The sequence below is a fragment of the Larkinella punicea genome (assembly GCF_003334855.1).
GTDB classification, from domain to species: domain Bacteria; phylum Bacteroidota; class Bacteroidia; order Cytophagales; family Spirosomataceae; genus Larkinella; species Larkinella punicea.
Genome location: NZ_QOWE01000025.1, coordinates 73,612 through 95,505, shown reverse-complemented (window position 1 = coordinate 95,505; position 21,894 = coordinate 73,612). Strand labels below are relative to the sequence as shown.

Below are 21,894 nucleotides of genomic sequence, written 5' to 3'. Positions count from 1 at the left end.
TCCCCATCAGGCCGGTGTCCTAAACAAAAAGCAATTGCTTTGGTCGCGTGTTGGGTTGCTGACATCAAACCGGGGGGCCAAAAAGAATATTGAACACTTCGCGGGCCGATTTCGCCTTTCGCAGGTCTCGGCCAATCTCGATCCAGACGTGGAAGTTCAAATACACCGGATTGTACGACTCTACGGGTTTGGTCAGGCCGTAGACCGGCGCTTCGTCTTCTTCCTGAAAGGTGCCGAACAGGCGGTCCCAGATGATGAGCGATGAGCCAAAATTCTTGTCGAGGTAGCGGTCGTTGCTGCCGTGGTGGACCCGGTGATGGGAAGGCGTTACGAAGAAAAATTCAAACCAGCGCGGCAATTTACGGATCATTTCGGTATGAATCCAGAACTGATACAGGAGGTCGATCTGGTAGCAGGTCAGGATGACAACCGGATTAATACCTGACACCCAAGCTGGTATGAAGAAGACCAATTTCAAATGCTGCGTCCACGAATTGCGGAAAGCCGTCGAGAAATTCAGGTGTTCGGACGAATGGTGCGTAACGTGCGTAGCCCACCAGACACGCTGTTTGTGGGCAATCCAGTGCGCCGTGTAATTGCAGAAATCAATCAGCGCGTAGGCCAGCAGCCAAGTCCACCACCGCGTTTCTAGCCGCCAGGGCGTGAGGTGGTAGAAAAACAATGCCATCCCGAAAACGCTGGTTTTCAGAATGGCATTGATCAGCAGGCTTCCGGCTCCAATGCCCACCGACGACCAGAAATCGCGGCTTTGATAGCGGTGTTCTTCGTCGTGGCGGGTCAGCCAGAACTCCAAAAGTACGGAGCCAAACACCACCGGAGCGGCATAGGCTGTCAGGGGGAGCAGTTCGTGCTCCAGTTGTTGCAAGTCCATCAGGTCGTTGTTAACTGTTCGACCCTATGACAGCCAATTGAAGCCTTCCCCCTATTGAATAATTAAAAAAAGGTAAAAACAGGAATATTAAATGAAAAATGATGAATGTTAAATGTAAAAGTCTGGTCAAATGAGCAACTTTTACATTTAACATTCATCATTTTTCATTTAATATTCCTGCTCGACCATAGAACAAGTTATCAATTGAATCAAAGCTGTGCGCTTCCCGACGGCAACTCGCTCGGCTGATTCAGCGCGGCTTCGACATCGTCTTTCTCCATGATTTCCTTAAACCGGTACAGGTCTTTTTCGATCATCTGCGAGAATGTCGGATTGAAGAGCTTCATGAGCGCGCTACCAATCTGGCCAACGGGTGGCCGGTAGTGGATCGTGGCCAGAATTTCGGTTCCAAAACCGTCTGCCGAATCCCGAAAACGCACCTCGCCCGCATTGTCCACCCGGGCACCTTCTACCGATTTCCAAACCAGTCGTTCATTGGGCGTCTCGTGGATAAGCTGCGCATCCCACTCTACGGTACCAAGGGCTTCGGCCACGGCGCCACCGGACGACGTAGCCTGGGCAACCCAATGCGAATGCGTTGAATCCAGTTGACGTACTTCTTTTAGGTGGGACATAAACCGGGGCAGATTCTCCAGTTTCCGCCAGAATTGGTACACCTCTTCGCGGGGTTTGTAAATGGTCATACCGGCCGAAATTTCGATGGGCCTCACCGCCGTCGCTTCGCCCTGTGTCGTATTGCGGCCCACGGATTCACTCACGGGGCAATGTCCCGACAAACCCCGGTAGGCCAGATAACCGCCCGCTGCGGCCAGCAACAACCCACTCAATGACCCGCCTTTCAAGCCAAAAGCCACCAGCAGGGCTCCCCCGGCGGTCGACCAAACCCGTTCTTCTTCACCCACATTGATCCGGCTCGATCCGCTTACTTCCGGTTCGAGTGGTCCGATTCCGGACTGGCCCGAAACCGGTGTTCCTGTATTCGCCATACCTGTATTTTTTTACGTTTTTGTTTGCAGAATAACCGGATACAAGGGCAGATGTTTGGAAATATGAGGGACTGGACTGATCGTTCGTTCGGAAAACCGCCCGCAGCGGACTGGCGTTGAGTAGGTTCGTGGAGCTAGGCTTTGATTTGTGCGATTAAATGATTAACTATGATTTCTTGTTGACGAATTCCGTCAATCATGATCTCTAAATCTGTACACGTAAATTTTTGAACATGGGAAAAGGAGATGTTAAAACCAAACGCGGTAAAATCTGGCGCGGTTCATACGGCGTAACACGCCCCAAGCTGAAGGATCAACGAGGAAAAATAGCCAAGGTTGTCAAGGAATAACCCGCTATTTTTCATAAAAAAGCCCCGCCAGATAAACGGCGGGGCTTTTTTATGGTATACCTTTTGCGGCATTTCATCCGAACTCTGCATCCTGCTATGGCCAAAAATAAACCGAACGGACAACGGACCAACCCGTCGCGTCCACAGACGATACCTGCCTCTTCTCCCGTAAAACCGACCCAGCCAGCACCTCCCGCGCTGGCGAAAAAGGGCTTACAAACCTACCTCTGGCTCCCTCTGCTGCTGGCGGTTTTTATTGCCTACGCCTTCGGGTTCAGCAACGGGTTTGTGGACTGGGATGATTCGGAATATGTTTTCGGAAATCCGTACGTTCTTGAACCCACCGCCGATCACGTCCGAACGTTGTTAAAGTCGGTGGTTGCGCTGAATTACCATCCGTTAACGATGTTGTCTCTGGCCGCCAACTCGGCTTTTTTCGGGCCGGAAGCCACGTCATTTATTGTTACCAACACCGCATTCCATCTCCTCAATACGCTCCTTATTTTCGGTTTTGCGTATCAGTTAAGTCGTAAAAATCAGTGGGTTGCGCTATTCGTGGCCGCAGTATGGGGACTGCACCCCATGCACGTCGAATCGGTCATCTGGGTGTCGGAACGGAAAGATGTCCTCTACACGTTTTTCTTCCTCTCGGCTTGTCTGACCTACCTTCGCTATCGGACATCAGGGGCCACGATCTGGTTATTTTTAACTTTTTCTTTGTTTGTAGCATCATGTATAGCCAAAGCGATGGCGGTCGTATTGCCTTTTGTTTTGCTCTTGATCGACTACTGGAAAGCGGGTGATCAGAACCTCAAAAAGACCTTTCGACCGGCGATTCTATTCGAAAAAGTCCCGTTTTTGCTGGTAGCGGTTTTTGTGGGGCTGTTGGCAACCAACGTGCAGGCCGGGGGTGATTTTCACGGCTGGCTGCTTCGGATTGCGGAGAAAAAAGACGCCGTCGGGCAGGAGCCCTTTGCCGCCCGCTGGCTGGTCTACGGCAGCTACGGTTTTCTGATGTACCTGATCAAACTCGTCGCCCCCTTCCGTCTGTCGGCTTTTTATCCGTATCCCGAAAACGTCCGGAACATCGAGCCGCAACATTGGCTGGGGCCAGTGGCTTTTCTGCTGGTGGTTGGTTACGCCGTCTGGCAATTACTGACCGCCAAAACCGAGCGGCAACGGCTGGTGGTTTTTGGTATCGGGTTTTTCTTGATCACGATTATTCTGGTTTTGCAGTTCATGACCGTTGGGGCCGCCATCATGGCCGACCGCTACAGCTACCTCTCCTACTTTGGCTTGATCTTCCTGATTGTCTACGGTTTGTACCTTCTGACGGGCGAATCGCCTTCCCGGTTCCGACTGGCCACCATCGGTTTAGGTGTGTTTACCGCCTTGTGTTTTTACCGGACTATTCAACAGGTGAAAGTCTGGAAAAACACCGAAACGCTCTGGCTCCATGCGTTACAATTCTACCCTGAAAATGACCAGATGCGCGAAGGGTTGGGTGACTATTACGGCAAAAATAACCGCATCGACGAAGCCATGCAGCAATTTAAAGCGGCTGTGGAGAACGGCAGCAACCGCTACCATTGCTTCGAAGGGCTGGGCAATGCCTACGGACTGAAAAATGACTTTCCGAAGGCCCTGGAAATGTATAACCAGGCCATCCGGATGGATTCGACCAAGAGCGACGTCTATTATAACCGGGGGTTAACCTACAACAAAACCAGCCGTTTCCAGGATGCTCTGCGCGATTTCAACAAGGCCCTCCTGCTGGCACCCGGCAAAGATTCGGTGGTGTTGACGGCGCGTGGTTTTACGTATCTGCAACTCAAATCCTACAAAGAATCCCTGGCTGATTACGAACGGTATCTGCGCTACAAACCCAACGATCCGACGGCCTTGCACAACCGGGGTGTCGACCGGTTTTATCTCGGCGACCGCGCCGGAGCTTTAGCTGACATTCGCCGGGCCGTAGCGCTGAAACCGGATTACGAAGAAGCGAAGAATAACCTCCGGCAGTTGGAACAGGCGGGGCAATAGCCGTTTTTTGGTATATTTACGCTCCACCATTTACAGTAACTTTATGGGTAAATTTCATGATGCCATCAAGTCTCCCCACCAGACTTTTATCAAAAAACAACGTATATTTTTCGTCAGTACAGCTCCGCTGAGTGGCGATGGTCGCGTCAATCTCTCGCCCAAAGGACTGGACTGTTTCCGGGTTTTGTCGGACAACCAGGTGGGCTACATGGATCTGATCAGCAGTGGCAACGAAACCTCCGCCCACACGCTGGAAAACGGCCGCATTACGATGATGTTCTGCTCGTTTGAAGGCCCACCCCTGATTTTGCGGTTATACGGCAAAGGGCGCACGGTTTTGCCCGGTTCGGAAGAGTGGGCGGTCTATGCGCCGAATTTCACGATTTACCCAAGTACCCGCCAACTGATTCTGGCCGACATCGACCTGGTTCAAACCTCCTGTGGGTTTGGCGTACCCTTGTTCGATTACGTCGGTGAGCGCGACATCCACTTTGAGTGGGCTGAGAAAACCGGCAAAAAAGGACTTGATGACTACGTTACCGAAAAAAATCTGACGAGTCTCGACGGTCTGCCGACCAGCATTGGACTGGAAAGAACGGAATCATTACGGCACTAACACCACGACACCCCGTTTTTGGAACCGTCTTCCATCCGGTTTTTCCTGATCCAGCCGGTACGAGTACATTCCCGGCGGAACGGTTTTTCCCTGTTGTTTACCATCCCAACCAGCCAGGGCATCATCCGTTAAAAAGACCACCTCGCCCCAACGGTTAAAAATCGTCAGCGTTGCCTTTCCGCTCAACAGCCCCTGAAGCTGCCACTGATCGTTGATGCCGTCTGCATTAGGGCTGAAAGCGTCGGGCATAAACACCGTCGAGTCGGGAACCGGAGCGGGTTCGGGCGGTTTTGGGGGCGTATAACACAACTCGGCAGAAGGCGCAGCCTGTAAGCAGGTATCGGCGAGAATGAGTCGAAAACAAACTGCCACCGTCGTGTCCGCATCCAAACGGACCGTTGCATTCACCGCGTCAGAACGATGGCTGGTTTGGACGTAGGTTCCGCCGGGCGACCGCTGTTCAATCCGGAAGCGGTTTCCGCCGGGATTGCTGATGGTCAGGTCGATCGAATTGGCACCGACGGCCTGTACTTTGTCGATGACGGGGGTGATGGCTTTCGTATCGGGACGGAAAGAAACCCGGGTTGTGCCGCCACAATTGCCGTAAAGATGCACTCCCCGTACGGAAATTACCCGCTGGTTATCGTCGGCGTAGGTATGAACGCCCACGGGAGAAGCGCCATCGAGCTGCTCCTGTGTACCATCGCCCCAATCGACCCGATACCAGTTATATTGATACTCCGCCGACTTCGGAATGGTGACCATCACCCGCGTTTGACAGCCCGTCACCACCAACTCGGGCGGCAGCGTGTCGTACACCTGAACAATGGCGCACACCCGAAGCTGGCGTCCGTCCTGTTCCGAATATTGCAGAACCCGGAATAGTCCGGGCTTTTGATAGGTAAAAACCGAATCCCGGACCAAATCCGAATCCTTCACCGCTCCTCCCTGATAATCATACACATACCGAACGTTCGTCACATTTCGGAGGCCGCTCGTGGCGGTAATTTTCAGAGGCATGCAACCAATGCCGGGGCTGATCTGAAGCGAACCCGTAAACTGACCAGCCGAGGGTGTACACTGATCCGGCTGGGCAAGGCAAAAGCGGGAAATGAAAAGAAAGAATACAAGGAAGAGAATCCCGGAACGATGCGTTACGGCTTTTGCGAGATTCATCGGTCGGGTGGTTTACACTAGGTCAACTTCACCGATTGGCCGGATTTGGCCGCCCGATAAATCGCTTCCACAATCCGGATGTCGCGCAGTCCTTCTTCGCCGGGGGCAATCAAGGGTTTGTTGTTCATAATGGCGTCGGCATCGTCGTCCATCTGCATGGCCTGCTGGCGGGGAACATCGTAGGGATGTTTGATTTTCACCCCGCCCGATGCTTCGCCCGTCTGACCGTTGTAGGCCGAATACGGCTCCATTTTCAGGAATCCTTTCTCGCCGGTCACGTGCAGGAAATTCATGTTTATTCCGAAGCTGGTCTGAACAGCCGCCCGCGCCCCGCTCGGAAACACGAGTTGGGCCATCGTGGTCTCGTCCAGCCCGTTTTTATAGATTTCGGGCCGGGTCGTATACTGCTGGGCGGTAACCGAAATCGGTTCTTCGCCCGTTGCCAGCCGCGCACCCTGCAACACATAAACGCCCATGTCGTACATCACCCCCCCGCCCATTTCCTTTTTCTGTTTCCAGTGCGTGGTGCGGTTGTCGTTGTACCCCGCCGAACAGCTCACCATTTTGATCTTGCCGATTTTGCCTTCGCGCAAAAACTTGATGTATTCCTGCGTGTTCGGTTCGTGCTGCAGCCGGTAGCCAACGGCCAGCGAGCGTTTGTTCTGCTTGCAGGCGTTGATCATGTCCTGGCACTCCTTCTCCGTCATGGCCATCGGTTTTTCCACCCAGACGTGTTTACCCGCCTTGGCCGCCCGGATCACATACTCGCGGTGCATGGACGGGGGCAAAATCACGTACACAACATCGATGTCGGGGTTGTCGGCAATTTTGTCGAAGTTTTGGTAGTTGTATACATTCTTTTCTGGAATGTTATACTTCTTGGCCCAGGTCTCGGCTTTCGAGGGAGTTCCGGTGACAATACCGGCGAGGTAACAATTTTTGGTCAGTTGCAAAGCCGGCGCGATCAAGTCCGTGCTGTAATAGCCCAGGCCCACCAGTGCTACTCCCAGGCGGTCTTTTTTGGGCGACTGGGCAATGCTCAAAGGCGAGAAAGCCAGTGAAGAAGCAATCAAACCGGTTTGCTGTAGAAAAATCCGTCGAGTAGGCATAAAAGTAAGTTATGAATTAAAAGTTAAGAGTTAAAAATTAAAACGGGAAGTTGATGCGTTAAAATGTTACGCATCAGACCAATTTTTAACTTTTAACTCTTAACTTTTAACTCTTTATTCGTCGTAGCTTAAATTATACTGCTTCAACACATCGGCCGGAACACCTTCCCACTGGTTGGGGGTGTTGCCGACGTAGCCGAGGTCTTTGATGCCCATCTGGCTGGTGAAAAAACCGGTCGCGACAAACCCGCGCATCATGTTGAAAAACGCGACACCCTGCGACATCTCCGGCTTGGCTTTGCCCGGATAAGCGATTTCGTCCACGATTTCGATTTGCTGGGCTTTGAGACAATCAGCAAACTTCTTGCCAAACCGCTTCGTACAAACGTTGTCGAGCCAGCGAAGTCCCCCCCGCATCGGCGTCTGCCACTGCGGCTGGTCTTTCATCATAAACTCGATAAACGCCGGGGTTCCGGCCTGTGACGCACTGCCGGATTTGGCATCGGCTGGAATGATGATGTCTCCCAGTACCGTGACGGTTTTCAGTTCGTGGGGCGTGAAAAACTTATCGGCATTCAGTTTGGCATCGCGCTCCGCTTCAAATTTCTGACGACCACCGGGAATTTTCACCGGTTTGACATCGGGCGGCATGATGGATTCAGCAGCGGAAATCTGCGGATTCAAACCGGCAAATCCAAGGCTACTGAGGGTTATGGCTTTGAGAGAATCTCTACGTTTCATAGTCTGAAATTTTTCTCTGCTTAACTCTTCTTTCTCTGCTTAACTCCGCGAAATAGCTTTTAAAATTATTTCGCGGAGTTAAGCAGAGAGAAGGGAGTTAAGCGGAGGTTTAGATATTCTTTTGTTTGACCTGATCGATGATGTAGTCGGAAGTCCGCCAGGAGTTGGCCAGGATCGTCCACGTCACGTTTTTGTCGCCCTGCGACGGGAAAGCAGCCGCATCGACCACGAACAGATTCTTGACGTCGTGCGCCTGCGAATACTTGTTCAGTACCGAGTTTTTCGGGTCGTTCCCCATCCGCGCCGTACCGATTTCGTGGATAATTTTGCCGGGAGCCTCCAGACCATAGTTGGTTTCCGGACCCGGTTTTTTACCCAGCGCAATACCGCCCATCGCATGAATGATCTCCTCGAAGGTATCCTGCATGTGTTTGGCCTGCTTGATCTCCGCTTCGCCCCATTTGTAGTTGAAACGCAGCGTCGGAATCCCGTATTTATCAACCGTGTTCGGGTCAATTTCGCAGTAGTTGCTTTCCAGCGGCACGGGTTCGCCCCGACCGGCCATCCCAATGTTGGCCCCGTAGAACCGGCGGAAGTCGTCTTTCAGATCCGCACCGTAGCCACCGGCCGCTTTCGGCTTGCCATCGCGACCCGGCACAATGCTGTTCCGGCCTTCCATGCCAAAGCCAAAACCGTACATCGGCATACCCATACCGCCACCGTATTCGATGTGATAGCCGCGTGGGAAATCGAGTTTCTTGTTGTCGAGCCACCAGGGCGAATAAACGTGCGCACCGCCCACGCCATCTTCGTTATACCGCTTGCGATCCATCAGGGCCGGAATGAAGGCCCCGCGTGAAGCACCCGTTGAGTCGTTGAGGTATTTTCCAACCACACCGCTGGAATTAGCGAGTCCGTTCTGGAAACGGGCCGACTTGGAGTTGAGCAGCAAACGCGCCGTTTCGCAGGTACTGGCCGCCAGAACCACCACTTTACCCATCACCGATTGCTCGGTCATGGTCGGCACATCGACGTAGGAAACGCCGGTTGCCAGGCCGGTTTTGGCATCCGTAATCACTTCACGGGCCATCGCGCCGTTGATCAGCGTAACCCGACCGGTTTTCACCGCCGGAATACACAACACCGACGACGACGAGAAGTCAGCGTAGGCCTGACAGGCCCGGCCGCACTGGGCGCAGTAGAAACAGCCGCCCCGGTCGTGAATGGGTTTGGTCAGAATCGAAAGCCGCGAGGGAATAACCGGCACACCGATGCTCTTCCCGGCTTTCTTGATCATCAATTCGTGCAGACGTGGTTTGGGTGGCGGCAAAAACCGGCCATCGGGTGCATCCCGAAGCCCTTCTTTTGAGCCAAACACCCCAATCAGGTCGTCTACTTTGTCGTAATAGGGCGCGTAGTCTTCGTAGCCGAGTGGCCAGTCTTCACCAATTCCCGTTAAGCTTTTCCGTTTGAAATCATCGGGACCCATCCGCAGCGAAATCCGGCCCCAGTGGTTGGTCCGTCCGCCCAGCATCCGGGAACGGAACCAGTGAAATTCGGTGCCTTTGACGGCCGAATACGGTTCCCCTTCAATTTCCCAACCGCCCCAGGCCGCATCGAAATCACCAAACGCGCGCGTTGTTCCGGCACCACGGCGGGGCGACTCATACGCCCATTTTAACTGGTTAATATACTTAGGATCAGCGGGATCGAAATACCCCCCGGCTTCGAGCAAACAAACTGTTGCACCTGCCTTGGAAAGCTGATAAGCCGCCATTCCGCCCCCGGCTCCTGAGCCAACAATGACAACGTCGTAAACTTTCGCTGCCTTTTTTATTTGTGGAACATCCATTGAATTTTGGTTTAGTGAGTAGGTCACTGAAGTGATTACGTGAATACGCTGCTAAAAGTAATACCGAATGGGTTAAATATCCATTTTTTTAACAGAAAAGCAACTATCCACTGCCTTAATTACTCCTAAAACCGTTCGGGAGACTACACGAGTGTTTCGATTTTTTTGCGGAGCAACTGTTTTTCGGCTCCGGACGAGGTGAGGTGCAGGGCGCGCTGGTAATGCTGGCGGGCGCGGTCGGTCTGGTGGAGTTGGGCATACAGGTCACCCAGAATCGCATGGTAATACTGATTCGTTTCCAGTTCCTTGATTTGTAAAACCGCCAGCAGGGCCTCCATGGGGCCATCTACTTCGGCGAGCGCCACCGCCCGGTTCAGCGCCACAATGGGGCCGGGTTTCCGGTCGAGCAGCAAATCGTAATAGTTGAGGATGGTCGGCCAGTCTGTTTTTTCGTAGGATGGTGCCAGGCAATGCTGTAGGGCAATGGCGGCTTCAAGGTGGTATGCAGAGAGTTCACTGCCTGTCGCCGAAGCCGTCAGTTGGCGTTTTCCCTGCGCAATCAGCGCCCGGTTCCATTGCGTCCGATCCTGATCTTTCAGGAGAATGATGGCACCCGTTGCATCCGTCCGGGCCTCGAAGCGGGCTACCTGGAAACACATCAACGCCAGCAAAGCATGAGCCGAAGGGGTGGCCGTCCGGGGTGTTTGGGTCAGCAGCAACGTCAGGCGCATGGCTTCTTCGCACAAATCCTGCCGGATGAGCGTATCGGGGTGCGACGAAGTGTAGCCTTCATTAAACAATAGATAAATGCTTTTCAAAACCGCATTCACGCGGATGGGCAATTGCGGCCCGGTCGGCACTTCCAGGCGGATTTCGTTGGCACGAATTTTCTCTTTGGCCCGATAAATCCGCTTGGTGATGGTTTCTTCGCTGGTCAGAAAAGCGTTGGCAATTTCGCGGATGCTCAATCCGCACAGAATTTTCAGACACATCGCCACCTTCGACTCGAACGGTAGCGACGGATGGCAGCAGGCAAACAGCATCCGCAACTGGCTGTCGTTGATCTCGTCTTCGAAAAAAAACCGCTCCATCATTTCTTCTTCCTGCCGTTCGCTGGCCCAGTCTCCGCTGATTTGCCGGAACAATTTCTCGCGACGAACCACATCCAAAGCCTTGTTTTTGGCTACCCGGTAGAGCCAGGCCGAGGGGTTTTCGGGAATGCCCTGAAACGGCCAGCTTCGCAGCGCCTGCACCATCGCATCCTGCACAATATCCTCCGCCAGCTCAATCCGGTCGAACCCCAGCATGGCCGCCAATACCGAAACCATCCGGCCTGCTTCATGCCGGAAAAGGTGCGCGACGAGTTGGGAAGAATCGGAAGATGACACGGATTTTTAAAGGAATTTCAAATGTAAAATGATGAACGTCAAATGTAAAAGTGAATGGCGTATCCAGCTATTTTTACATTTGGCGTTCATCATTTTACATTTGAAATTTCATTTATTCAAACTTCTGAATCTGCCGTACTTCCACTTTTCCGCCGGTTTCAAACATGGGGCAGCCCTGCGCCAGTTCGATGGCTTCGTCGAAGGTGTCGGCGGTTAAAAGCATGTAGCCGCCCACGATTTCTTTGCCTTCCGTAAACGGGCCGTCGGTGACCACTTTGCCGCCGTTGGTCAGCACTTTCCCGGCGGGCAGCAACGCTTCGGTTGCGATCATTTTTCCCTGAGCGGCAATTCCGCCAATCCAGGTGTTCCATTTCTCGATTTCGGCCTGAAAGTCTTCGGGTGACAGCTCCTGAAAGGCGGTTTCGTCCATTTGTGGTCCGTGGAAGATCAGCATGAATTTTTCCATTGGTATACTGCGGTTAAACGTGATGAGTTGATTTTTGACGCTAAGACGAACGAAGGAATGGAAACCGGACAGGAAAATAAAATATTTTTTCAAAATCGTACCTTTGCGGCATGGCACAAATTGGAACAGACGTTCAAAAGGCAAAAGACTTCCTGGAAGCGGGAAAAGTGATCGGACTGCCCACCGAAACCGTGTATGGACTGGCGGGCAACGCCCTGAATCCGGATGCCGTTCTGGACATCTTCAAGGTCAAAAACCGTCCTTCGTTCGATCCACTCATCGTTCATACCGATTCAATCGACAAGGTCGAGTCGTTCGTGACGCGGATTCCGGAACCGGCGCGTCGGCTCGCGGAGCGGTTCTGGCCCGGCCCACTGACGATTTTATTACCCAAAAAACCGATCATTCCGGATCTCGTCACCTCGGGTCTGGAAAACGTGGCGATCCGGATTCCGAACCATCCGATGGCGCTCAAATTGCTCGCTTTGCTGGATTTTCCGCTGGCGGCTCCGAGTGCCAATCCCTTCGGCTACATCAGCCCCACCACCGCCCGGCACGTTGCCGATCAGTTGGGCGACCAGATTCCGTATGTGCTGGATGGCGGCTCCTCCACGGTAGGCATCGAATCGACCATCATTGGGTTTGTCGAAGGTGGCCCGATTGTGTACCGGCTGGGCGGCATGACCCTGGAAAAACTGGAAAGCATTGTCGGAAAGGTATCGGTCCGCAGCCATTCGACCTCCAACCCAAAGGCACCGGGCATGTTGAGCAGCCATTACGCGCCCCGAAAACCGCTTTTTCTCAAAACCCCGGAGCAAGCGCTGGCGACCCACAAACCCGAGCGCATTGGGGTGCTGGCCTTTGATGCGATGACACGGTTGATTCCGTTGGAGAACCAGCAGATTTTGTCCGTTACGGGTGACGTTTCCGAAGCCGCCAAAAACCTGTTCGCTGCCCTGCGCGCGCTCGATCAGTCTAATGTCGATGTCATTATTGCGGACCTGCTCCCCGAAACCGGGCTGGGCCGGGCCGTCAACGACCGCTTGCGCCGGGCTGCGTTCAAGTGAGAAGCGATGTTTGGGGTTTTTCGTAAACGGTAATCGGAACATCGATCAAAGGTTAGAACTTGCAGGCCAATTGCTTAGCGTCACCAACAGGACGCTTCGACAGACTTTGCTAGCTGCTACCATCCCACCCCATCATGAACACGTCTCTTTTTCTAGCCCTCCTGGCCCTTGGCGCTTATAGTTCGTACAATCCTGCAGAAAAACCGCCCCAACAGGCCCTCAATCAGTACGTTGCCTTTCTGAATCAGTCGGTCGATGTCGTTTTTGACCGGATGCAGGTGCTGCAATCGTATTATGCGGCCACGAAGCAGTTTCGCACCCGGTCGGGCACACTGATCCGGCTGCCGTCGTCGGGGCCACTGGAAGAATATTACTACCGAAAAGCCCTCGAAACGACCAACAATGGCCTCAGTGCGCAGGAAAGCCAGCAACTCAACGGAGAAGCGGAAGCCCTCTGGCAATTGCTCGAAGCGTTCGACCAGTCGGGGAAAGCGCTGGAAACCTACGTTCGGCTGAACGATTACCAACGTGACGGTTTGAAGAAATCGGATGCGTTACTGGCCGACCTTCAGAAACAGGCCGGACAGATCAGCCGCAAACGGGACGTTTTTTTTCGCCAGATTCAACGGATTTACCGCGTTTATCAACCCTACGACGCCAGCGATCTGTACCTGAAACTGGAACGCGAAATGGTCCAAATTCTGATTCGCGAAAAACAAACGCTGTCGTCCTGGCCGTTTTCCCTCAACGAAGAAGCGCCTTCGGGTTGGCCCGTGGATAGCCTCCGCGATAGCATGTTGCACGACGCCGAAGTGCTGGCCGGTTTTGGCAAAAATGAGTCGGCCATCGCCTACCCGGCTTCCAGCATGATCGGTTCGTTCAAAAGTGCGTTGCAATCCATTCTCGGTCTGAAACAGGATGCCATCAATACCTATACCTTTGAGGCCAAAAAGTCGGCGCGACACGGCAACAGCGTGTATCTGAGCCTGATCAATCACTACAACAACGATCTGCTGTCGAATTACCAGGCGTTTGTCAAGTACAGTGTCCCGACCAAACACCTGCTGGATTTCCCCAAATTCTGCCCGGTTTTTGTCCTGGAATCTTCGGGAATGGCATCGCAGAAAACCGCCCGCACCGAACCGTTCCGGGATCTTCCGCGGGTGCCGTTCAAAACCAAACCGTCGGCGGCTCCGGCTTCCGATGCCACGTTCCACGCCCTGAACGCCTACATCGACTTCATCAACGAGTCGCTGCGACAAATGAATCACCTCCAGGTTCAGGTGCGCAACTACCAGTCATCGGCCGAATACCACCGCTATCCGGACCCCAACCGGCGCCGGGGTCAGTTGATGTATTCGCATACGGAATACAAAATGCCGCTGGCCGATTACCAGCTTCTTCTCAACGGCAGCAAACCCATTCCGGCGGAGTACCGAACCGCCATTAATGCACAGACGGAGGTGCTGATGAACATGCTGAAAGAAATGGATGGGCTTAGCATCGAACTGATTGGCTACACGCAGGAAAAACAGTATGAACAGGACGGTTTGAAGCATTCCGACGCCATTCTGGATCGGTACGCCGTTTTGTTCGACCTTTTCGATCAAAAAAAAGAGCAGTTGTATACTGACGTTCGGCGGATTCACGAGAGCTACAAACCGGCCAATCCGGCCAGCTCGTGGCACCTCGCCGGCAACGCGCTGCTCAAAGCCATCGACGACAACAAGACGGTTTTGTTCGGCATTCGGTCGTATTACGGGGACGAAACCCCGCAGCTTCCCGCGACGGAAAAGCTGGAGGAACACCGCCGGGCGCTGATCACGGATGAATATAAAAACCTGAAAGGACTGCCCCGCTACGGTCGCAGCAACGGCCTTTGTCCCTATTCGCCCTATGAGGACGTGGCCGAAAATACCGGGCGGTTTGCCGAAAAAGCCCGAACGGCAAAACCGGCTTCTCCGACGGGTTCGCACCCCTACGAGTCGTTCTATTATTTCTACAACAACGAACTGGTTTATCAGTATAACAAGTTCAGCGAACTGGCCAAAACCGGCGTTCTGAAAACGATCATGGAACCCAACCTGTTTGCGTTCCGGCGACCGGTGACCGCCAGGCGAATCGAGCCGGTTGCTGAAAAAGTGGAACCGGCGGCACCTGCTCCGACCCTTCCGGCACCGGTTTCCCTGCCGACACCCGCGCCAGCACCCACCGAAGCGGCTCCCACGCTGGACGGTTTTGCCACCAACAACATGGTGCTGTTGCTGGATGTTTCGGCCTCGATGGAGTCGCCGTACAAGATGCCGTTGCTGAAAAAATCCATCAAATCGCTGCTGCCGTTGCTGCGGCCCGAAGATCAGGTTTCGATCGTGGTGTATTCGGGAAAAGCCAAAGTGGTGTTGCCACCCACCTCCGGGTCGAAAACCGCCGACATCGCCCACGCCATCGACCAGCTCCGGTCGACCGGCGAAACCGACGGCAACGACGGCATCCGAACCGCCTACAAACTGGCCGCAAAGCACTTCATTCCCTGGGGAAATAACCGGATTATTCTGGCCACCGATGGCGAATTCCCGATCAGCGAACCAGTGTTTGATTTAGTCGAACAATCAGCCCGTAAAGAGATCAATCTCACAGTGTTAACCTTTAGTCGAAACGTGGTTAATTCAGCCAACCTGAAAAGGTTAGCCACCTTAGGGCAAGGCAGTTATGAGCATGTTACTGAATCAAAAGCTCAGTTACAATTAATCCTGGAAGCCCAGGCCCGAAAAGCCCCCTGAATCCCCGTTAACTCCTAACTCTTAACTCCTCATGTCTGCCCCAACCACCACCGTCGAACGCACCTACAACGCGCGACCCGACACCCTGGATTTTCGCGACAAAATCTATGTTCCCAATCTGTATGAAGTACCGATCAGGATCACACTCAACGACTACCAGGCCTGGGAGGTGCCCATTCTCGACCAGGGTCAGGAAGGCGCCTGTACGGGGTTTGGGCTGGCTACGGTTGCCAATTATCTGCTGCGCCGTCGGAAGGTCGTTGCCGATCCCAATCCGGTCAGTGCGCGGATGCTCTACGAAATGGCCCGGCGCTACGATGAGTGGCCCGGCGAAGAATACAGCGGATCGAGTGCGCGGGGTGCCATGAAAGGCTGGCACAAACACGGGATTTGCGCCGACGAACACTGGCCTTATCAGGCAGCGGCCCGGAACGAGCGATTGACGGAACAGCGAACCTCCGATGCCCTGAACCGCCCACTGGGAGCCTATTACCGGGTGAATCACAAAGATCTGGTATCGATGCACACGGCAATGGCCGAAGTCGGCATTCTGTACGCGACGGCCACCGTTCACGAGGGCTGGGAGAAGGTTGGGTCGGACGGATTGATTTCGTTCCCGGAGAAAGTTCTGGGTGGGCATGCCTTTGCGATTGTCGCGTATGACCAGAACGGTTTCTGGATTCAGAATTCGTGGGGACCGGATTGGGGAAAAGGCGGTTTTGCCCAGATTTCCTACGACGACTGGCTCACCCACGGCACCGATGTCTGGGTAGCGCGCCTGGGTGCGCCCGTAATGCTCTACAAACCCCAATCCATTGCCATCAGCAATTCGGCCTCTTCCGGCAAATCGAATGCCTACGCCTTTGCCGACCTGCGTCCGCACATCATCAGCATTGGCAACGACGGCAAACTGAACGAAGGCGGCAGCTTCGGAACCTCCGCCGACGAAGTGAGAACGATTTTTCAGGACGATTTTCTTCGGGTAACGCAGAATTGGAAAAAGAAACGGTTACTTCTATACGCACATGGCGGTTTGGTCGGGGAAGAATCTGCCGTGCAGCGTCTGGCCGACTACCGGGCCGCGCTGATGGATGCCGAAGTATATCCGGTTTCGTTCATCTGGCACACCGATTTCTGGACAACGACCACCAACATTTTGCAGGATGCCCTCAAACGCCGTCGGCCCGAAGGCATTCTGGACGCCAGCAAAGATTTCATGCTAGACCGGCTCGACGACGCGCTGGAACCGGTGGCGCGGATGCTGATGGGAAAAATGCAGTGGGACGAAATGAAGGAAAATGCTTTTCTGGCCACGACGAAGGCAACCGGCGGGGCGCGAATTGCTCTCCAGGAAATTGCCAAACTAGCGACACAGACGGATCTGGAAATTCATATTGTCGGACACAGTGCCGGTAGTATTTTTCACGCCCCCTTTATTCAGGCACTTACGAAAGAATTTGGGTTAAAGATCGAATCCTGCACCCTTTGGGCACCGGCCTGCACGGTCAAACTGTTCAAGGAAGCCTACGTACCTGCTCTGAAAGCCAAAAAAATCAACCGGTTTGCACTGTATACCCTGACCGACGAAGCTGAACAGGACGACCATTGCGCCCGGATTTACAACAAATCGCTGCTGTATCTGGTCTCGAATGCGTTCGAAACCCAGGGTCGAATTCCGTTTTTCCGCGAAGGGGAACCCATCCTCGGCATGGCCAAATTCATCGCAAAAGCCTTGGACAAAACCGAAAAAAAATACTTTGATCAGAGCCTATCCGATCTCTTTAAAGCCAAAAATGTCGATTGGGTTCAGTCTCCCAACAACGAATCCAAAGACCCGAAGAAGCGATCGACCTCACTCCACCACGGCGATTTCGACGATGACCGGCCCACGGTGGAGTCGACCCTGGTCCGCATGCTCGACAGTGCAAAACCGGAGGTAAAAACGGAACTGGTTTTCACCCGTTCGGCCTCATCCAACCGGGAAAAGCGGGAGCAGTTGATGCACTGATTGATCTGTTTTTGTTGAAGACGAGTGATGGAAATTATAAATGTTGAATATTGCCCCTAAATCCCCTAAAGGGGACTTGGACACGGCTTAATCCGGATGTTAAAAGTCCGGCTCCGGCCGCCCGGCCTTTAGGGGATTTAGGGGCAATATTCAACATGTTACATTTATGATTAATGACAATTTACCCTAATCACCACATTCCCAACCTTTTGACCGGTTTCTACATACCGATACGCATCGACTATTTGCGCCAAAGGATAACGCCGGTCGATCACCGGTTTATATTGACCGGTTTCGACCAGTTTTTTCAAATAGAGCACATCGGCCTGACTGATGGTTGGAAGGGGAAACAACACTTTTTTGCTACCCACAAACGGTGTTACCAGTGCTAAGAAGGGGTTTTGAGACAGGTATCCCAGTTCGGTCGACATGTAAATGCCACCTTTTTTGAGCAGCGGTTTGCACTTCCCAAACGAACTTTTACCGACCGCATCAAACACAACATCAAATAGTTGACTGATTTTGGTGAAGTCCTCTTTCGTGTAATCAATGACCACATCGGCTCCCAGGGATTTCACGAGAGCAAGGTTTTTTGTATCGCAAACCGCCGTCACGGATGCTCCCAGGTGTTTGACCAGTTGCACAGCGGCCGATCCGATGGCACCGGTTGCGCCATTGATCAGAACGGCTTGCCCTTTCCGGATTTTGGCCGCCCGAATATCGCAGAGTGCGTAATGTCCGCCTTCGGAGATCGGGGCAGCCTCTTCGTAGGTCATCGCTGGCGGCATGGGCGCGATTGCGTCATTCTCCGCCATCACCATGTACTCGGCGTGGGCGCCAAACTGGCTGTCGTTATACCCGAAAACCCGGTCGCCCGGTTTAAATGCCGTGACTTCCTTGCCAATTTCGGTTACCTCCCCGGCAAATTCATTCCCTAAAATGGGTTGTTTGGGTCGGAACAAACCGCTGAAGAACCGAACAATGAAGTATTCGGCACTCCGAAACCCGCAATCGGTGCGGTTTACGGTGGTCGCATGAACTTTGATCAGGACCTCATTCTCCTTCGGAACGGGTCTGGCGACGTCTTTGATTTGAACGATTTCGGGAGGACCATAGGCGGTATAGACGCCGGCCCGCATCGTGGTTTTGTCCGTTACAGTTAGTTTTGCAGGATTCATTTCAAATCAGTAGTGTACTAAGTATCAGTTGTTACCAGTCACGAATGAAATGAATTTCCCACTACGCCATCCCGCCAATTGTACGGTCGGTCGCCTAACATTACGGTCGGCACCAAGCGGTTTTATCCGAACCAGGTATAGCTCATTTAAAAACCGTCTTTTCCTGCAAATTCTTTTCCGCTTCTGCCCGCTGAAACCAAACCGGGCGCATTTTCTTTTGAGAGAGCAGCGGCAACTGGTCGGTGCGGTGTTTGGAACCGGGTTGGGAGGCATTGCCGTAACTGGTCAGCACCATCGCTTTCAACGGTTTGGAAAACTCGATGGCCGCCACATACGTATCGCCGTGCGCGGGTGTAAACGTGCCGTCGGCACCGGGAGTGCCCAGCGTCATGGTCCGGAAAACGCCCATCGGACCGGGACCTCCATTGCCGGGCAAATCAACTTTGCCGATCCGAAACCGTAACACCTCGCCCCAGGGCACATCCAGCCGGCCGTATTTCTGCTTCACCTCTTTGGTTGCCGTGAGCAGGGCTTTCACAGCCGCCTGAGGATCAGCCAATCCGCTGGGCGTATTCACCGGATCGTTGTAATCCCAGGGTTTGGCGAATCGGCTGGAAGCGGTGCCCAGACCCGTTAAACCGGGAGCCCACAGCCGCACAAACCGGTCGAACAGAAAGGCCCCTTTGCTGTCGGTGTCAGTATTATGATCCCAGGCTGCCAACACCTCGGCGGCTTCCTTCGCTTCGGGGCTTCCCTCCTTTTTCGCAGCCACCAGCAGGTCATCGACAATCCGGTCGGCCAGTTCCATGCGGGTCGACAGTTTGTACGTTATGAACTCATCCAGTGAAATTTTATCGTCTTCCATCAGCATTTTGATCGAGCGTTGCGTCCGCATCGACATGTTGGGCACCGGAGCCATGTAGGGCGGAAAATCGGCGGCTTTGTTCACCATTGGCCAGGTGGTCGTCCAGGGAGGCTCATTGGTGTTCTGGAGCCAGCCCGTCGGGGGATTGAGCACTTTCGGCAGGTCTTTATACGGGTGCGTTTGGGTCCAGAGGGTTGCCGACGTATCGCCCCGGACAAGGCCCGACCAGTAGTTCCAGTCACCCTGCGACCGCACCGGCACCTGCCCGTTGAAGAGGTTGAAGATGTTCCCCGCGTTGTCAGCAAACATCAGCGTATACATCGGAAGTTGCAATCGGCTGACAGCGGCCTGAAATTCGGTGACGTTCTTAGCGCGGGCCATGTCCCAATATTGCTCGAACATCGCCGGCTGATCAAGTCCGACCACGCGCATGGCGATGGTTTTTCCACCTTTGTCGCTCACGACCGGGCCATGCACCGAGTGCCGGATCACCATCTTTTCCTCCTTCAAACTTCCATCAGTCTGCCTGATTTTCAGGGTATGTTCCCGGCTGGTAAAGCGTTTCACCCTGCCATCGAATGCATAGCCGCCGTCGACCGGTTTTAGTTCGTAAAAGTCCTGTCCGTCATGGGTGTTGACAGTCTGGGCATACCCGGCATTTTCGTTGAAAGCCATCGTCAGAATCGGAAAACCCATGCGGGCAATGCCATAGGCGTTGATGTTCGGTGAAACCAGTTGGGCTTCAAAATAGAGGTAATAATCGGCCCAGGGCAGGTGCGGATTCGTCAGCAAAAGCGTGTTTCCACTAGCGGATTTTTGGGGTGCCACAGCCCAAGCATTCGAGCCATTGTCGGCCCCTTTCGGACTCAAAGCAGCATTCAGCCGGGACAGGGGAGCCACAAAAACGAAATGCGTTATCCGCTGCATGTGCGCCAGCAGGTCAACGGCGGTAATGGGCAAAGCGGCTTTGGCTGCGGGGTCGATCTGATCGGGATGCTGGGCACAATAGTCGTTCACGCCTTTGGCAAAAGCTTCAAGTTTTGTGCGGAAAGCCGGTTTTTGCGCTTTCAGCCACCCTTCCGCCCGTTCATAAACGCCATTGGTGATCACCCAGCGGTCGGCTTCGGCGTATTTTTCACCCCAGTATTCAGCCCCTTTTCCGCGGGCCTGACCATACAGATGGAGCAGCAGATCACCGTGATTCCGGGTTTGCGCCCAGCCGTAGGCATAGAAAAGGCTCTCGTCGTTTTTGGCGTAAATATGCGGAACACCCCAGGTATCCCACAGAATTTCGACTTGTTTATACGATAAGCGGGATTGGCTTTCGGCCGAAAAAAAGGCGATCAAACCACACCAGAGCAGGGTTATTCTTTTCATAAAACACGGAAAATGAATCAGTACCGGAACAATCTGAAAACCGTATAAGCAGGAATACGACCGTACCAATATTTTACATTTACCTTATTTTTCCTAATTAAATATCATTAAATACATAACATCCAGATTATTATTTTGAATACAGATGATTTTACCAGAAAAATAACATTTCTTAAAAAACCGCTATATAGCGGCAGTTACTGTGTGTTTACGTGGCTCTGCACAAAGCGAACGGCCCGGTAAAAGTCGTTTTCCAAACAGACGGTACTCAGCAATCAGGGGCCAGTTTCCAGTCTGATACCAGCTTAAAAACCATCTTCTTCAGTTCTTCGATCGTCGATGGTTTGATCAGATACGCACTGGCTCCCAGGTCGCGGGCATGCTGCCGGTCCGACTCCTGAACGGAGGTGGTGAGCATCACAATCGGGGTGGTCTGATACGGTTTCTTGCTGCGCAACACCTTGAGCGTTTCAAAACCGTCCAGGCGGGGCATGTTGATATCCAGAATAATCAACGCGGGACGCACTTCTGAATCCAGCAACCTATGGAGCAAATCCAGGCCGTCGATGGCAAATGTTGGTGCGGAGTCAAACCCCAGTTCCTGAAAAGCGAATTGCAACAGAAAACGGTCATCTTCATCGTCGTCAGCGATAAAAACACAACCGGTAAGTGAATTTTTCAAATGATTTACGCTAGTGAAATACCAAATTGATTAAAGTCCATCTGACTCAGATACCGATCCAGCCGGTCAATTCGCGAAAAAGAACAGATGCAAGTCAGTTTTCCGTTCAAAGTATCGTAGCACATCTCCACGTAGAACGCATTAAAACTGTATAAATACCGGGTTCGGCAACAGTCAACGCTACGGGCCAGCAACACACCCCAGAGTTCGATGGCCCCCTGGCGAATCAGCAACGGCTGACGATCGTATTCTTCACGCGAAATATACATTGCCGTAGCGGTCATGAACCCGAATCCC

The 21,894-nt window shown here is 53.2% G+C and carries 18 protein-coding genes; 6 read left to right on the top strand and 12 right to left on the bottom strand.

Features of this window, described 5'->3' with window-relative positions; genetic code table 11:
* Nucleotides 1–64: 64 nt before the first annotated feature.
* Nucleotides 65–892, bottom strand: a complete 828-nt coding sequence (locus DUE52_RS25730) for a sterol desaturase family protein (protein WP_114408949.1) — start codon at nt 890–892, stop codon at nt 65–67.
* 209 nt (nt 893–1,101) lie between these two features.
* Nucleotides 1,102–1,899 carry an SRPBCC family protein gene (locus DUE52_RS25725; protein WP_114408948.1) on the bottom strand — a complete coding sequence of 266 codons (798 nt, stop codon included), beginning with the start codon at nt 1,897–1,899 and terminating at the stop codon, nt 1,102–1,104.
* A gap of 233 nt (nt 1,900–2,132) precedes the next feature.
* Between DUE52_RS25725 and DUE52_RS25720 the strand changes: the two genes are divergently transcribed.
* The 3 genes from DUE52_RS25720 to DUE52_RS25710 all read left to right on the top strand — a co-directional run bounded on the left by DUE52_RS25720 (nt 2,133) and on the right by DUE52_RS25710 (nt 4,908).
* Nucleotides 2,133–2,249 carry a 30S ribosomal protein THX gene (locus tag DUE52_RS25720; protein WP_114408947.1) on the top strand — a complete coding sequence of 39 codons (117 nt, stop codon included), beginning with the start codon at nt 2,133–2,135 and terminating at the stop codon, nt 2,247–2,249.
* Between the two features lie 96 nt (nt 2,250–2,345).
* Nucleotides 2,346–4,292 (top strand): tetratricopeptide repeat protein, encoded by a 1,947-nt coding sequence (locus tag DUE52_RS25715; protein WP_165841036.1) that lies wholly within the window; start codon nt 2,346–2,348, stop codon nt 4,290–4,292.
* A gap of 43 nt (nt 4,293–4,335) precedes the next feature.
* Nucleotides 4,336–4,908, top strand: a complete 573-nt coding sequence (locus tag DUE52_RS25710) for a pyridoxamine 5'-phosphate oxidase family protein (RefSeq protein WP_114408945.1) — start codon at nt 4,336–4,338, stop codon at nt 4,906–4,908.
* On the opposite strand, the gene DUE52_RS25705 is transcribed toward DUE52_RS25710, so the two are convergent.
* From DUE52_RS25705 to DUE52_RS25680, 6 genes are all read right to left on the bottom strand, one after another.
* Complete coding sequence (locus DUE52_RS25705; protein ID WP_114408944.1) at nt 4,897–6,084, bottom strand: T9SS type B sorting domain-containing protein; 1,188 nt, start codon at nt 6,082–6,084, stop codon at nt 4,897–4,899. The two genes, DUE52_RS25710 and DUE52_RS25705, sit on opposite strands and share 12 nt — an antisense overlap.
* A gap of 17 nt (nt 6,085–6,101) precedes the next feature.
* Nucleotides 6,102–7,193, bottom strand: coding sequence for a Gfo/Idh/MocA family protein (locus DUE52_RS25700; protein ID WP_114408943.1), 1,092 nt, complete (start codon nt 7,191–7,193; stop codon nt 6,102–6,104).
* Between the two features lie 114 nt (nt 7,194–7,307).
* A complete protein-coding gene (locus DUE52_RS25695; protein ID WP_114408942.1) occupies nt 7,308–7,934 on the bottom strand; it encodes a gluconate 2-dehydrogenase subunit 3 family protein in 627 nt (208 codons plus the stop codon).
* 109 nt (nt 7,935–8,043) lie between these two features.
* Nucleotides 8,044–9,786: a GMC oxidoreductase gene (locus DUE52_RS25690; protein ID WP_114408941.1), complete on the bottom strand. Its 1,743-nt coding sequence runs from the start codon at nt 9,784–9,786 to the stop codon at nt 8,044–8,046.
* Nucleotides 9,787–9,929: 143 nt separating this feature from the next.
* Nucleotides 9,930–11,174 carry an RNA polymerase sigma factor gene (locus tag DUE52_RS25685; protein ID WP_229312307.1) on the bottom strand — a complete coding sequence of 415 codons (1,245 nt, stop codon included), beginning with the start codon at nt 11,172–11,174 and terminating at the stop codon, nt 9,930–9,932.
* A gap of 112 nt (nt 11,175–11,286) precedes the next feature.
* Complete coding sequence (locus tag DUE52_RS25680) at nt 11,287–11,640, bottom strand: YciI family protein (protein WP_114408939.1); 354 nt, start codon at nt 11,638–11,640, stop codon at nt 11,287–11,289.
* Between the two features lie 110 nt (nt 11,641–11,750).
* On the opposite strand from DUE52_RS25680, the gene DUE52_RS25675 reads away from it, so the two are divergent.
* The 3 genes from DUE52_RS25675 to DUE52_RS25665 all read left to right on the top strand — a co-directional run bounded on the left by DUE52_RS25675 (nt 11,751) and on the right by DUE52_RS25665 (nt 17,495).
* A complete protein-coding gene (locus DUE52_RS25675) occupies nt 11,751–12,707 on the top strand; it encodes an L-threonylcarbamoyladenylate synthase (protein ID WP_114408938.1) in 957 nt (318 codons plus the stop codon).
* A gap of 134 nt (nt 12,708–12,841) precedes the next feature.
* Nucleotides 12,842–15,487, top strand: coding sequence for a vWA domain-containing protein (locus tag DUE52_RS25670; protein WP_114408937.1), 2,646 nt, complete (start codon nt 12,842–12,844; stop codon nt 15,485–15,487).
* A 31-nt stretch (nt 15,488–15,518) separates the two neighbouring features.
* Nucleotides 15,519–17,495, top strand: a complete 1,977-nt coding sequence (locus tag DUE52_RS25665; protein WP_114408936.1) for a C1 family peptidase — start codon at nt 15,519–15,521, stop codon at nt 17,493–17,495.
* A 170-nt stretch (nt 17,496–17,665) separates the two neighbouring features.
* Here the strand turns inward: DUE52_RS25665 and DUE52_RS25660 are convergent, their stop codons facing one another.
* The 4 genes from DUE52_RS25660 to DUE52_RS25645 all read right to left on the bottom strand — a co-directional run bounded on the left by DUE52_RS25660 (nt 17,666) and on the right by DUE52_RS25645 (nt 21,881).
* Entirely contained in the window at nt 17,666–18,673 is a 1,008-nt protein-coding gene (locus DUE52_RS25660; protein WP_229312306.1) for an NAD(P)-dependent alcohol dehydrogenase, read from the bottom strand.
* Nucleotides 18,674–18,815: 142 nt separating this feature from the next.
* Nucleotides 18,816–20,915, bottom strand: a complete 2,100-nt coding sequence (locus tag DUE52_RS25655) for an acylase (RefSeq protein WP_114408992.1) — start codon at nt 20,913–20,915, stop codon at nt 18,816–18,818.
* Nucleotides 20,916–21,183: 268 nt separating this feature from the next.
* Nucleotides 21,184–21,597 carry a response regulator gene (locus DUE52_RS25650; protein WP_165841035.1) on the bottom strand — a complete coding sequence of 138 codons (414 nt, stop codon included), beginning with the start codon at nt 21,595–21,597 and terminating at the stop codon, nt 21,184–21,186.
* 5 nt (nt 21,598–21,602) lie between these two features.
* Nucleotides 21,603–21,881, bottom strand: coding sequence for a hypothetical protein (locus DUE52_RS25645; protein ID WP_229312305.1), 279 nt, complete (start codon nt 21,879–21,881; stop codon nt 21,603–21,605).
* Between the last annotated feature and the right edge of the window lie 13 nt (nt 21,882–21,894).